Raw genomic sequence first — 12,376 nt, forward strand, 5'->3', positions numbered from 1 at the left:
AAAGACCACGTCATGATCCGAACCAAGCTCTCCCTGCTGATCCCGCTGCTCGGTACCTTCAGCGCCCAGACCTGGGCCGAGGATACCGAGCAGCAGCCCGGCACCTTGAACATGCAAGCCACCGTCGTCTCCGCTACCCGCAGTGAAGCGAGCATTGCCTCGATTCCGGGCTCGGTCCAGGTTATCGATGAACAGCAGGTCCGTGAACAGAGCGGCGCGGGTCGCCGGGTCTCCGACATCCTCGGGCAATTGGTCCCCGGTCTTGCGCCGTCCAGCGGCGGGATGAGCAACTTCGGTCAGACCCTGCGCGGGCGCAACATGCTGGTGTTGATCGACGGCGTATCGCAGAACACCACGCGCGACAACTTCCGCCAGCTCAACAGCATCGCCCCGGCCAGCATCGAACGCATCGAAGTGATTTCCGGCGCCAGCAGCATCTACGGTGCCGGTGCTTCGGGCGGCATCATCAACATCATCACCAAGCGCAATCAGGGCCAGGACATTGCCTACAGCAGTAAACTGGGCCTGACCAGCGGCAACAACCTCAACCGCAAGGGCTTCGCCTACGAAGCCTTTCAGAGTGCGACGGGGCGCAAGGATGCCCTTGACTGGTACGTCTCCGCCGACCTGACCCAGCGTAACGATCAGTACGATGGCAACGGCAACCGCATCCCTCAGGACACGTCCCAGGGCAGCAACATGGATACCGAAACCTATGACCTGCAAGGTCGTTTCGGTTACGAACTGGATGCCGACAAAAAACTTAGCCTGTCGCTGCAGGACTACAAGGACCAGCAGGACACTGGTTACACAAAAGACCCGACAAACCGGCAGGAAGCCGTGGCAGTCAAAGGGCTGAAACTCGACGACCAGCCCTATACCCATAACCAGGCGGTCAACCTCAACTACACCGACAAGGACTTCTACGGTCAGGGCCTGCAGCTGGAAAGCTACTGGCGCCGCGCCGATGCACTGTTCTTTCCGGACCTGTCGCGAGGCAGGGCCGGGATCTCCGACAACAACAGCGTGCAGGATGTCTACGGCCTGCGCGCGGCCATCGACACGCCGCTGCCGGCGATCGGGAGCGCCACGGGTAACCTGGTCTGGGGCGCCGACTATGATAATGAGCGCTCTCGCCAACGAGGTGATCAATACACGCTCAATGGCCTGAATTACACCAAGACCGGCACCACCTACGAGCTGGGCCCGGACATCGAAACCACCACCAAATCGCTGTTCGGGCAGATGTCCTGGGACATTGGTGACTGGACCTTGCGTGGCGGTGTGCGCCGTGAATGGATCGAAAGCGACGTCTCCGACAGCATCGCTTATGGTCAGATCGTCCAGACCGGCGTACGCGCAACGCTGCCCGGTGACACCCTCAAATACGATGCCACCCTGTACAACCTGGGGGCGGTCTACCACCTGAGTGAAAACCAGGACGTCTTCGCCAATTACAGCCAGGGGTTTTCGCTGCCGGATATCCAGCGCTTCATGCGTGATGTCAGCAGCACCTTCGACATCCAGAGTCTCAACGCCCAGGCCATCAAGGTCGACAGTTACGAGCTGGGCTGGCGCGGTAACTGGGACCAGTGGCAGGCCGACGTCACCGTGTACGAAAACACCTCGGACGTGACCCAGTTCTACGATGCCAACGATCGCGTATTGCGCCTGATCAACCAGAAAGAGCGAGTTCGCGGTATCGAAAACAGCCTGACCTACCGCGCGACCGATCGCTGGTCGGTGGGTGGCACTTATGCCTGGGCCAAAGGCGAGACCGAACAGAACGGCAAATGGATCGATCTGCCGGCTACACGCATTTCACCGGCCAAGACCACACTGTTCGTCGGCTACACCGAAGACGACTACACCCTGCGCCTGCAAGGCATGCATTTGTCCAGTTACGACGCCGCCGCCAAGGACAACAACGGACGCGAGATCGAAGGCTATACGCTGGTGGACCTGCTTGGCTCCGTGCAACTGCCGGTCGGTCGTCTTGAAGGCGGCGTGTACAACCTGACCAACCGCACCTACCAGAACCTGTTCACCCAGGCCAACGCCAGAGCGCCGTACGCCAACGCCGAAGGCCGCACGCTGAGCATGAGCTACTCGGTGGATTGGTAAAAACCAGAGCCGGCTTGCCAGCGATGCGATCTGCCGGGCATACCGTGTCGCGGCAATCGCCGGCAAGTCGGCTCTACAGGGTTACAGGCCGCGCACATCCCGGTCTTCGATCGGCCGGCTCTGGCGCAAACGCTTGCCGCCCAGCACCACCCAGTCGATCAACCGGAACAGGCATTCAATGCCGAACGACAGCAGCAATGCGCCACTCATGCCCCAGATCATTGCTTCCGGTGTCAGCAGGATCTGGTAGCTGTAGCCGCTCCAGGTTTCCTTGCGAATATCCGGGTCGGCGGCCAGGGCCACTTGCAGGACGCGGATGTACCACGGGCCCTGCATGGCCTGGAATTGCTTGTCGAGGGCCAGTTGCCGGGTGAGCAAGGTGCTCAGGCTGTCGGCATCGCTGCGAAAGATCGGGTCTTCGCTGGCACGGTAATGGGCCACGAGCGCCTGCATGTCACCCTTGAAAAATTGATTGGCGGTGCCCTGAAAACCGCTCAAACCGGTCTGCGCCTCAATCAGATGCGCCTCGACCCGCTTGGCATAATCACTGATGAACCCAGGCACCTGGACACCAATCAACAGGCCCGCAGCGAACAACACCAGCCGAAGATAACTGAGCAACATGGGGGAGAGATCCTTATGCGGTCTTGCCCTGGCTGACGCATTCACCGCGTCGCCAGAGGCTCCATTGGCCCGGTTCGTAGCGGGTCCAGGTTTCATTTTCGGTCAAGGGTTCGGTAGCGATCACCGTGACTACATCGTTGGGTGTGGTTTCGGCCTGGAAGTCGACGATCACATCGACGTCCTTCAAACGCGCCGGGCCGAACGGTGCACGGCGGGTGATCTGCGCCAGTTTGCTCGAGCAGTAGCAGAACAGCCAGTCACCATCGCTGAGCAAGCAGTTGAACACGCCTTTGCTGCGGTACTCGGCGCAGGCGGCCACCAGGTCCGGCAACAGCGCTTCGATGTCTACCGGCTCGGGGAATGCAGCGCGTACCCGATTGAGCAAATCGCAAAACGCCGCTTCGCTGTCGGTATCGCCAACGGGGAGGTAAAAACTGGCGGTCGGATTGAAATCGGCCAACTGGCCATTGTGGGCGAAACACCAGTTGCGCCCCCACAATTCCCGCACGAACGGGTGAGTATTGGACAGGCACACTTTGCCAACGTTGGCCTGGCGGATGTGGCCGATCACCACTTCGCTCTTGATCGGATAGCGCTGCACCAGGTTCGCCACTTCCGACTCGCTGCTCGCCGCCGGGTCCTGGAACAGCCGCAGGCCACGGCCTTCATAAAAAGCGATGCCCCAACCGTCACGGTGTGGCCCGGTGCGGCCGCCGCGCTGCATCAGCCCGGTGAAGCTGAACACGATATCGGTCGGGACATTGGCGCTCATGCCCAATAACTCACACATGCTCGGACTCTCGATTCAGTACAGGGGCACGGTTACAGACGCGGTTCGACCCGCGAACGCTGAGGGTTGCTCGGCACCGGTGGCCGGCCGTAACGATCATCGCCGGCACCGCCGAAAGGCTGATCGTCGTCAGGCTCGTCGGCCCGCGCCGCTGCCTTGGCGGCAGCCGCCTGTTCCTTGCGAGCGTTGGAGGCGCGCTCGATGGGGAAACGGATGGCCACGAACACCAGGTAAATGCCGAAGACAATCATGCCGTACATAAACAGATCGGAAACCGCGCGCCAGGCGTTGTTGCCGACCTTGAACAGCAAGTCGAGGGCAGTAATGGCGATGGACGGGGCGACCTTTTCTTTCACCGGGTCGATGATGGTCGGGCTGAACAGCAACACCGCCACCAGCAGCCGCAGCGGCTCACGCAGCCAACGCCACATCCAGCGGGTGATGCGCATCCACACCAACAGGCAGCCTAAAGCGGCAAAGGCGTAGAGGCCCCAAGCGATCAGATAGTCGTTCTCGGTCATGGTGTCCATGGCAAGGCAGGCAAAGAGGCGCTTATAGTAACGACTTTTCGCACGTCAGGCTTGTCCCAATACCAGTCGGGCAAGACACAGGGTCTGCAGAGGCATCAAGATTTGCATGTCGCCTGCAAAACCCTATTCCGTACATTGTTCGAGAGCCATTCATGCCCTTATACGCCAACGTCACCAGCGCTCCGATTGCTCACAAGGCCGACGGTTCTGACCCGTATGCCTGGCTGCAGGAGCGCGACACCGACGCGGTGCTCGATTACCTGAAAGCTGAAAACCGCTATCAAGAGGCGCAAACCGCCGATCAGGCCAGTCTGCGCGAAACCCTGTTCGAAGAGATCAAGGCGCGGATTCTCGAAACCGATCTGTCGCTGCCCTCGCCCTGGGGCCCGTACCTGTATTACACCCGCACCACCGCCGGCGATGAATACGCCCGTCACTACCGCTGCCCGCGTCCCGCCGACGGCAGCCTGCAGATCGACGAAAGCCAGGAACTGCTGCTGCTTGATCCGAACGTGCTGGCCAAGGGTGGCTTCTTTTCCCTGGGTGCGTTCAGCATCAGCCCGGACCACCAGCGTCTGGCCTACAGCATCGACTCCAGCGGGGAAGAGATTTACACGCTGTTCGTGAAGGAATTATCCAGCGGCCGCGTCAGCGAACTGGAATTCCAGGACTGCGACGGCAGCATGACCTGGGCCAACGACAGCCTGACGCTGTTCTTCGGCGAACTCGACGACACCCATCGCCCGCACAAACTGTTCCGCTATCGGCTGGACGGCACCGCGGCCGAAGAAGTGTTCCATGAGCCGGATGGCCGATTCTTCCTGCATTGCTACCGCTCCAGTTCCGAACGGCAACTGCTGTTGTCGCTGGGCAGCAAGACCACCAGCGAAGTCTGGGTGCTCGATGCTTCGCTGCCGCATCAGGCCTTTACCTGCCTGGCACCAAGGGTTGAAGAGCATGAATACGATGTCGACCACGGCAAACTTGATGGCGAGTGGACGTGGCTGATCCGCACCAACCGCGACGGCATCAACTTCGCCCTGTACCAGGCCGCTGATACTGGCGTCGCGCCGACCGAAGCCGACTGGCAGAACCTGATTCCCCACAGCGACACGGTGATGCTTGAAGGTATGAGCCTGAACGCCGAGGCCATGACCCTGAGCCTGCGTGAAGGAGGCCTGCCGATCATCGAAGTCCGCCCACGGGACTTGGTGCCGTATCGCGTGCAATTGCCGGACGCGGCCTACAGCCTGCATGTGCAGAACAGCCTGGAATTTGTCAGCGACAGGATCCGTCTGCGCTACGAAGCCTTGAACCGTCCGGCGCAGATCCGCCAGCTGATTCTGAGCAGCGGCGAGCAGAAAGTCCTCAAGGAAACCCCGGTGCTCGGTCCGTTCGACGCCGATGCGTACGTCAGCCAGCGACTGTGGGCGACGGCCCCGGACGGTACGCAAGTGCCGATCAGCCTTGTGGTCAAACGCGAGTTCCTCGGCAAGCCGACGCCGCTTTATCTGTACGGCTACGGCGCCTACGGCGAAAGCCTCGACCCGTGGTTCTCTCACGCACGCCTGAGCCTGCTGGATCGCGGCATGGCGTTTGCCATTGCTCATGTACGCGGTGGCGGTGAGCTGGGCGAAGCCTGGTACCGCGCCGGCAAGCAGGAGCACAAGCACAACACCTTCAGCGACTTCATTGCCTGCGCCGAACACCTGATCGCCAAGGGCTTCACCACCCCATCACAACTGGCGATCAGCGGTGGCAGCGCCGGTGGCCTGTTGATTGGCGCTGTGCTCAACCAGCGGCCGGAGCTGTTTGGCGCGGCGATTGCCGAAGTGCCGTTCGTCGACGTGCTCAACACCATGCTCGACCCGGAACTGCCGCTGACCGTCACTGAATACGACGAGTGGGGCAACCCGCAAGAACCGGACGTCTATGATCGGATCAAGGCCTACGCCCCGTACGAAAACGTCACCGCGCAAGCCTATCCGGCAACACTGGTGATCGCCGGCTACAACGACAGTCGCGTGCAGTACTGGGAAGCGGCCAAATGGGTGGCGAAACTGCGTGCGACCAAAACCGACACCAATCCCCTGCTGCTCAAGACTGAACTGGGCGCCGGGCATGGCGGAATGAGCGGTCGTTATCAAGGATTACGTGACGTAGCCCTCGAATACGCATTTGTTTTGAAGGTTTTGGGCATCGCCTGAGGAACTTGGCCCGGTGTGCCGGTCTTAACACCAGACACCGGGGCCCGAAACCACACACATCCCCTGTGGGAGCGGGCTTGCCCGCGATGAGGCCATCACATTCCATATCAACATTGGCTGTGACATCGTCATCGCGGGCAAGCCCGCTCCCACAGGGGATGATGGGTGACTGAAGGCCCGGAACAGACACAGACACAAGAAAAAGACCGTGACGACATGTCAGAACCGACCTTACTGAACAACGAAATTCGCGACTGGCTGATGGACTGCGGCCTGTTCGATCAACTGCTGCCGGCAGACTTCGTGGCGGCTTCCGGTTACTTCAGCATCAGCACCATCGCCGAAGGTGAAGAAATTTTCCATGAGGGCGATGCCGGCAGTTTCATGTGCATCATCCACACCGGCCAGGTTGCGGTGCAGAAGACCAACAGCGACGGGCAACGGGTGACCATGGCCACCTTGCGCAGCGGTCGGGCGTTCGGCGAAATGGCCGTGCTCGACGGCGAACGGCGCTCAGCCAGTTGCGTGGCTGCGAGCAATTGCCAGTTGCTCAACCTGGGCAAGGATTCCCTGGAAAAGATGCTCAACGATGCACCAAAAATCGCCGCCAAGATTATCCGCGCCCTCGCCGTCTCCCTCTCCAAACGCTTGCGCATGGCCGACGGGCAACTGCTCTCGCAGCAGATTTAGTGTCCTGTCTCAGGTTTCACAAATAGTATTTGTGAAACAGACACTACCCGCCCGGCGTTTTGATTTTCGTCGTGCTCGGCTCAAGGCCCGGCAAGGTCTGGTCCTTGGGGGGATTGGGCATTTCGATCGGCGGCAACAGCGGTGGCCCGCCACTGCCGGAACCGGCCTTGGGCACGCTGGTCGGGGTGATCTGCGGGTACGGCGTCGGGGTGGCGGTGCCGGGTGAGCCGGGCATCGGCACGGGGCTGGTGGGGATGGTTTGCAGCTCCTGGGCCTGCACTGCAGTTATCGAGAGCGCGGCCAGGGCAATGACCGTTAGAATGGTGCGCTTCATCAATGGCTCCGTTGGCCTTGTTGTCTTTTTGCAGGCTACTCCCAACTGCGCGTGTTTGCCTTCCTCCGTATGTCAATTTCTCCTCAAGAGAGCCCCATGAAACGTTTCGTTCTGCTCGACACCACCCCCATCCCTGAAAACGGCGGTGCCCTGTGCCTGTTCGAATACGGCGAGGATTTCGTCATCAAGATTCAGGGCGGTGACGGCGGGCAGTTGATGAACACTCGCATGCATGGCTCCGAAGATGCCCTGGCGGAAATCCCCTGCCGCAAGGTCGCCGGCCGGCCGAATTCACGCGTGTTGATCGGCGGCCTGGGCATGGGCTTCACCCTTGCCTCGGCGCTCAAGCATTTGGGCAAAACGGCTGAAGTGGTGGTCGCCGAATTGGTACCTGGCGTGGTGGAGTGGAACCGCGGGCCGCTGGGCGAGAAAGCCGGCAACCCGCTGCTCGACCCGCGTACGGTGATTCGCATGGAAGACGTGGCCAAGGTGCTGCAAGCCGAGCCACAAGGTTTCGATGCAATCATGCTCGACGTCGACAACGGCCCCGAAGGTCTGACCCAGAAGGCTAACAGCTGGCTCTATTCCGCTGGGGGCCTGAGCGCCTGCGCCAAGGCCCTGCGGCCAAAAGGCGTGCTGGCGGTGTGGTCGGCCAGCGCCGACCGGCAGTTTTCCGACAAGCTGAAAAAAGCCGGTTTCAAGGCCGAGGAAGTGCAAGTCTTCGCCCACGGCAACAAGGGCACCCGCCATACCATCTGGATTGCCGAAAAGCTCAAGGGCTGAGCTAAACTCACGTCATAACCGTCATTAGTCTTTTTACAAAGGTGAACCCATGAGTTCGTCCACTCCAACCAACACGTCGAAGCTGGACCGCATCCTTGCCGACAACCAGCGCGACAAGGAAATGGGTTACCGCGACAAAGCCCTGAAGATGTACCCGCACGTGTGCGGCCGCTGCGCCCGTGAGTTCTCCGGCAAGCGCCTGAGCGAATTGACCGTTCATCACCGCGACCACAACCACGACAACAACCCTCAGGACGGTTCGAACTGGGAGCTGTTGTGCCTGTATTGCCATGACAACGAACACTCGCGTTATACCGATCAGCAGTATTTCGACGAAGGCTCGCTGAGTACGCCGAAAATTGCCAAGGCGACGCACAACCCGTTTGCGGCGTTGGCGGGGTTGATGAAGAAGGACGAGTAACCCACCTACTGATCGTTCCCACGCTCTGCGTGGGAATGCATCCCGTGACGCTCTGCGTCACACTCGGAAGCGGAACGCAGAGCGTCCCTGGCGGCATTCCCACGCAGAGCGTGGGAACGATCACTGAACACCCCTCCCCCAATCCCCGTATAATCGCCGTTTTTCCCCGAAGGCACCCCGCTCGTGGCAGACAAACGGTACAGCTGCATTGGTTTGTATAACCCCAAATCACCGGAGAACGTCGGTTCGGTGATGCGCGCCGCCGGCTGCTATGGCGTGGCGTCGGTCTTCTACACCGGCAAACGCTATGAGCGTGCCGCCGACTTCGTCACCGACACCAAGAGAGTCCACTACGACATTCCGCTGATCGGCATCGACGACCTGAAAAAAATCCTGCCCTTGGGCTGTGTGCCGGTCGCGGTCGAACTGGTCGACGGCGCCCGCTCGCTGCCGGAGTACACACACCCGGATCGCGCCCTCTACATCTTTGGCCCCGAAGACGGTTCGCTGGATAAAGAAATCCGCGACTGGTGCGAAGACGTGGTCTACATCCCGACCACCGGCTGCATGAACCTGGCGGCCACCGTCAACGTTGTGCTGTACGACCGCATGGCCAAAGGTAACAACACCCGCTCCGGACCGAAATTCCGCTGAATTGCCGCATATTCGATGGAACAAGCCGCTCGCCCAGGCAGTCAGCTAAATATCTATTGCTAAAGCAGCCCTTCCCTGCCTGGAGACAGATCATGCGCGAATTCAATCCTGTAGAACGTATCGAAACCACCCCGTTCCAGAGCCCTTCCGAAAAGAACGTTCACGGCTGGGAACGCGCCGGCTCCCTGGCGGGTGGCGTGGTCATGCTAAGCAAAGGCCTGCGACGCGGCGGCGTATTCGGATTGATTGAAATAGCCATTGGCGGCATGGCCCTGGCCCGGGGAATCACTGGGCATTGCTCGGCGAAAAGACTGTTGGAAAAGAATCGTCAGGACATGGAAAACGCCCGCGCGAGAATCGAGCGCGCCGGGGATGAGCTGAGCCGCATGAAAGCCAATGCCGAAGCGGCGACCAGCACGGCGACCGTGACGGGTAATGATTCGTTGAACTCGCCGAAGGCCGGGGTCTGATCCGAAAGTTACGGTGGGACTTAGGGCCTCTTCGCGGGCAAGCCTCGCTCCTACAGTAATTGGCGGTGTTCACACATGTTGTGTACGCCACGAATCCTGTAGGAGCGAGGCTTGCCCGCGAAGCGGTATTACTGAAGCAACCCGGTATCAAGCACCTTGGAAGACTCGCCTATAACGCTCTCGGATCAGCGGCAGACGCGTGTTCAGGAAGATCGATTCACGCGCGGCAAGGCTGCCGCGCCACATCGGGTCTTTGGCGCCGACAATCAGCAGCTTGCCGGGATAACGCGGAAAAACCGCCTGCACTTGCGGCCACACGAACGTCAGCACGTCCATGCGGCGCATGCCCTGCCTCGCCACAAATTAACCCGCGCGGAAAATCAGATGGTCTTCCCAATCATCTTCGGCCACGCTGCCCTCGGCGAGCATGCGCCCGGATTGGGAAATACGTTCGTGATGCACCGCCTCGCGATCACCGCACACCAGGTGATGCCAGAGCGGCAAATCCTTGCCTTCGCTGACCAATCGATAACCGCAGGTCGGCGGCAGCCATTTGAATTCATCAGCCTTGCCCGGCGTGAGCTGAATGCAATCGGGCACAAAGTCGCGGCGGTTGGGGTAATCGGTGCACTGACAGGTTTTGAGGTCCAGCAGTTTGCAGGCGATGCGCGTGTAGTAGACGGCGTTGTCGTCTTCGTCCTCGAGCTTTTGCAGGCAGCACAGGCCACAGCCATCGCACAGCGATTCCCATTCCTCTTGATCGAGTTGATCGAGGGTTTTGCGTATCCAGAACGGTTCGACTTTGGCGGCCATGGCTCAAGCATCAACATCAGGTGGTGAAAAGGCCGCCAGTCTAGTGCCAAGGCACTGGCGGGCCAAGCATTGGCGACTGCCGGTACATGGCACTTGTGAGTTTTTGCGCCGCCCGGTAGCTTTGCCAGTCGCAAGAAGCTCTAGCCAAGTGCCATTAACGCTCAACCGAGTTGCATCCAGGTGAACGGCCCAAGCTCTCGGAAAACCCTATCGCTCAGCTTAACTGCACCCGCCGTTTTTTTAGACGCCCCTCACTTTCAAACGTAAAGGATCTCTTGATGAGTGCTAACCCACGCGTTGCCGACTACGCCATTCACCCTCAGTTCACCGATCGCTGGTCGCCCCGCGCCTTCACCGGAGAAACCATTGCCGAAGAGACCCTGCTGAGCTTCTTCGAAGCCGCACGCTGGGCACCATCGGCGTACAACTCGCAGCCTTGGCGGTTTCTCTATGCGCGTCGCGATACGCCGAATTGGGAGCGTTACCTGGGTCTGCTGAACGAGTTCAACCGCAGCTGGGCGCAGCACGCCTCGGCACTGGTGATCGTGGTCTCGAAAACCACCTTTGCGATACCTGGCGCCACCGAAGAAACACCGGCGCTATGGCACACCTTCGACACTGGTTCGGCCTGGGGCCACCTGGCGCTGCAAGCGAGCATCAGCGGCTGGCACACCCACGGCATGGCCGGTTTCGATCAGGAACTGACCCGCAAAGAGCTGAATATTCCTGAGGGTTATGCGCTGCACGCGGCGGTAGCGATCGGCAAGCTGGGCGACAAGGCGACGCTGGCCGAGTACCTGCAAGCGCGCGAAGAGCCAAGCCCGCGTCGTCCGCTGAGCGAGTTGGCGGCTGAAGGCGATTTCACCCTCTAAACGCGCCGGAGCTGATCGTTCCCACGCTCCGCGTGGGAACGATCAGCTGGGTGAATTCAATACCCGCGATTGAAGTCCACTTCCCCGCGCAACGCTTCGCCCGCCTGATACGCCCGCAGGTTTTCGACGAACAACTTCACCATCATCGGTGGCGAAGTCGGTGCCGAACTGTGCCCGGTCAACAGCAGGCCCCACGCAGTCCAGAACGGATGGCGTTGCGGCAGCGGTTCCTGACGGCAGACGTCAATCACGGCCCCGGCCAGATGCCCTTCCTTCAAGGCTTCCACCAGATCCGCATCGACCACCGCCACACCGCGCCCGACGTTGATGAACAACCCCGTCGGTTTGAACTGCTTGAACAGTGCGGCGTCGTACAGGTCGTGAGTATTCGGGGTGTTCGGCAGCAGATTGATCACGTAATCCACTTCGCCGACCAGGCGCGGCAAGTCGCTCAGCGCGCCGACTTCGACAAACGGTGCCTGCTCCCGGGCGGTGCTGGCGATGCCGTATAACTCGACGCCAAACGGCAACAGAAACTGGGCCACGGTCTGACCGATGTCACCGGTGCCGACGATCAACACCTTGCGTCCGGCCAGGCTTTGACCTTGACGATTGTCCCATTTGCGCTCGACCTGGCTGACCAGCCGCGCCAGTACTTCGCGCTCGTGGCCGAGCATATAAGTCAGTACGTATTCGGCCATGACCTGACCGAAAATCCCTACCGCCCGGGTCAGGCGATAGTGCCGAGGCAAGCCGTCGGCCAGCAGCGGAGTGATGCCCGCCCAGGTCGATTGCAGCCATTGTGGTTCGTGGCCCTGACGCAGCAAGGTCGCCAGCAGGTCCGGCTGGCCGAGCCAGACCTGGCAATCGGCGGCCTGACGGGCCAGTTCGGCGGAATCACCGCTGGTCAATACTTCCAGATCAGGCGCTGCCTGACGCAACAATTGGGCATACACAGGGTGGTCGTGTTCAGCAATCAGAACGCGCATGGTTCAAACCTTTCAAAAACAGTGCAGACGGCCGCCGACGGAGTGTCACTCCATCGCCCTGGCCATCGCCAAAAT

General features: G+C 60.4%; 15 protein-coding genes. 8 read left to right on the forward strand and 7 right to left on the reverse strand.

The features are described from left to right. Positions 1 to 12 precede the first annotated feature (12 nt). The gene (locus MMG91_RS11535; protein ID WP_310659651.1) at positions 13 to 2,124 is read left to right on the forward strand and encodes a TonB-dependent receptor; all 2,112 of its coding nucleotides are present in this window, start codon (positions 13 to 15) and stop codon (positions 2,122 to 2,124) included. An 81-nt stretch (positions 2,125 to 2,205) separates the two neighbouring features. On the opposite strand, the gene MMG91_RS11540 is transcribed toward MMG91_RS11535, so the two are convergent. The 3 genes from MMG91_RS11540 to MMG91_RS11550 are packed head-to-tail and all read right to left on the reverse strand — an operon-like array spanning position 2,206 to position 4,068. Beyond that, positions 2,206 to 2,748, reverse strand: a complete 543-nt coding sequence (locus MMG91_RS11540; RefSeq protein WP_310659652.1) for a DUF2937 family protein — start codon at positions 2,746 to 2,748, stop codon at positions 2,206 to 2,208. 13 nt (positions 2,749 to 2,761) lie between these two features. Further along, positions 2,762 to 3,538, reverse strand: coding sequence for a class II glutamine amidotransferase (locus MMG91_RS11545; protein WP_310659653.1), 777 nt, complete (start codon positions 3,536 to 3,538; stop codon positions 2,762 to 2,764). A 32-nt stretch (positions 3,539 to 3,570) separates the two neighbouring features. Then, positions 3,571 to 4,068, reverse strand: coding sequence for an MFS transporter (locus MMG91_RS11550; protein ID WP_253551575.1), 498 nt, complete (start codon positions 4,066 to 4,068; stop codon positions 3,571 to 3,573). Between the two features lie 152 nt (positions 4,069 to 4,220). On the opposite strand from MMG91_RS11550, the gene MMG91_RS11555 reads away from it, so the two are divergent. Next, positions 4,221 to 6,275: a S9 family peptidase gene (locus tag MMG91_RS11555; RefSeq protein WP_310659654.1), complete on the forward strand. Its 2,055-nt coding sequence runs from the start codon at positions 4,221 to 4,223 to the stop codon at positions 6,273 to 6,275. Between the two features lie 216 nt (positions 6,276 to 6,491). Next, on the forward strand, positions 6,492 to 6,965 hold the full coding sequence (locus tag MMG91_RS11560; RefSeq protein ID WP_038979360.1) for a cyclic nucleotide-binding domain-containing protein: 474 nt from the start codon (positions 6,492 to 6,494) through the stop codon (positions 6,963 to 6,965). Positions 6,966 to 7,008: 43 nt separating this feature from the next. Here the strand turns inward: MMG91_RS11560 and MMG91_RS11565 are convergent, their stop codons facing one another. Beyond that, complete coding sequence (locus MMG91_RS11565) at positions 7,009 to 7,299, reverse strand: hypothetical protein (RefSeq protein WP_095920352.1); 291 nt, start codon at positions 7,297 to 7,299, stop codon at positions 7,009 to 7,011. 96 nt (positions 7,300 to 7,395) lie between these two features. On the opposite strand from MMG91_RS11565, the gene MMG91_RS11570 reads away from it, so the two are divergent. The 4 genes from MMG91_RS11570 to MMG91_RS11585 all read left to right on the forward strand — a co-directional run bounded on the left by MMG91_RS11570 (position 7,396) and on the right by MMG91_RS11585 (position 9,627). After that, a complete protein-coding gene (locus tag MMG91_RS11570) occupies positions 7,396 to 8,082 on the forward strand; it encodes a spermidine synthase (protein WP_007898703.1) in 687 nt (228 codons plus the stop codon). Positions 8,083 to 8,131: 49 nt separating this feature from the next. Next, positions 8,132 to 8,503, forward strand: a complete 372-nt coding sequence (locus MMG91_RS11575; RefSeq protein ID WP_084323260.1) for a YajD family HNH nuclease — start codon at positions 8,132 to 8,134, stop codon at positions 8,501 to 8,503. A gap of 183 nt (positions 8,504 to 8,686) precedes the next feature. Then, on the forward strand, positions 8,687 to 9,157 hold the full coding sequence (locus tag MMG91_RS11580) for an RNA methyltransferase (RefSeq protein ID WP_032830521.1): 471 nt from the start codon (positions 8,687 to 8,689) through the stop codon (positions 9,155 to 9,157). Positions 9,158 to 9,249: 92 nt separating this feature from the next. Further along, a complete protein-coding gene (locus MMG91_RS11585; RefSeq protein ID WP_305448582.1) occupies positions 9,250 to 9,627 on the forward strand; it encodes a DUF2892 domain-containing protein in 378 nt (125 codons plus the stop codon). A 147-nt stretch (positions 9,628 to 9,774) separates the two neighbouring features. Here the strand turns inward: MMG91_RS11585 and MMG91_RS11590 are convergent, their stop codons facing one another. Both MMG91_RS11590 and MMG91_RS11595 read right to left on the reverse strand, forming a co-directional pair. Next, positions 9,775 to 9,972, reverse strand: a complete 198-nt coding sequence (locus MMG91_RS11590) for a hypothetical protein (RefSeq protein ID WP_310659787.1) — start codon at positions 9,970 to 9,972, stop codon at positions 9,775 to 9,777. Between the two features lie 18 nt (positions 9,973 to 9,990). Then, a complete protein-coding gene (locus tag MMG91_RS11595; RefSeq protein WP_052966452.1) occupies positions 9,991 to 10,440 on the reverse strand; it encodes a YcgN family cysteine cluster protein in 450 nt (149 codons plus the stop codon). A gap of 278 nt (positions 10,441 to 10,718) precedes the next feature. Here MMG91_RS11595 and MMG91_RS11600 point away from each other — a divergent pair, with 278 nt between their 5' ends. Further along, entirely contained in the window at positions 10,719 to 11,312 is a 594-nt protein-coding gene (locus tag MMG91_RS11600; RefSeq protein WP_123360403.1) for a nitroreductase family protein, read from the forward strand. 56 nt (positions 11,313 to 11,368) lie between these two features. Here MMG91_RS11600 and MMG91_RS11605 read toward each other — a convergent pair whose 3' ends face one another. Continuing rightward, positions 11,369 to 12,301, reverse strand: coding sequence for a D-2-hydroxyacid dehydrogenase (locus tag MMG91_RS11605; protein ID WP_310659655.1), 933 nt, complete (start codon positions 12,299 to 12,301; stop codon positions 11,369 to 11,371). Positions 12,302 to 12,376 lie beyond the last annotated feature (75 nt).

The sequence above is a fragment of the Pseudomonas sp. JL3 genome (assembly GCF_031570575.1).
In the GTDB taxonomy this organism is placed as follows: Bacteria; Pseudomonadota; Gammaproteobacteria; order Pseudomonadales; family Pseudomonadaceae; genus Aquipseudomonas; species Aquipseudomonas cucumis.